Consider the following 666-nt stretch of genomic DNA (forward strand, 5'->3'; position numbering starts at 1 on the left):
GATCGACACCGTTCATTGATCGACACCGTTCATTTTTGCCGTCTGCAGCAGCGTGGCGATCGTCGCCCAGGTTTCGCCGCCTCCCTCGCTACCAGCGAAGAGACTATTTTTTCTTGTAATTGTTTGGGGCCGGATCGCGCGTTCGACAATGTTGGAGTCGATTTCGATGTGGCCATCGGTCAAGAAGCGCTTCAGCCCTTCCCGTCGTGTCATCGCATAGCGGATCGCCTCAGCAGTCTTGGACTTCCCAGAGACTCTGGAAAGCTCCTTTTCCCACAATCGGAAGAGATCGGCGACGATGGCTGCGGAGGTCTCCTGACGACGCGTGGCACGGGTTTTGGCATCACTGCCGCGGATCTCGTCCTCAACCTTCCACAGTTCCGTCATGGCCGTAATCGACGCTGTCGCAGCCTCATTGATACCGCCGACGTGCACCCAGCATCCGGCCAGTCTGATGGTTTCATTGCTGCCGGACTTGGCGCGCTCTTTGAGCATGCTGGTGTAGGCCGAGTAGCCATCAACTTGCAGGATGCCGGTGAACCCGGCGAGATGACGCGCGACACACTTGGCACCTCTGCTGTCTTCGAAGCGATAGGCAACCATCGGCGGACCCGATCCTCCGAACGGTCGGTCATCGCGCGCGTATGCCCAGAGCCACGCCTTCAT

The 666-nt window shown here is 58.7% G+C and carries 1 pseudogene; it reads right to left on the reverse strand.

Features of this window, described 5'->3' with window-relative positions:
• Window positions 1-18: 18 nt before the first annotated feature.
• Window positions 19-666, reverse strand: a pseudogene (gene tnpC, locus AC1D2R_RS32210) (IS66 family transposase); the annotation flags it as partial.

The sequence above is a fragment of the Rhizobium sp. P1_C7 genome (assembly GCF_056406295.1).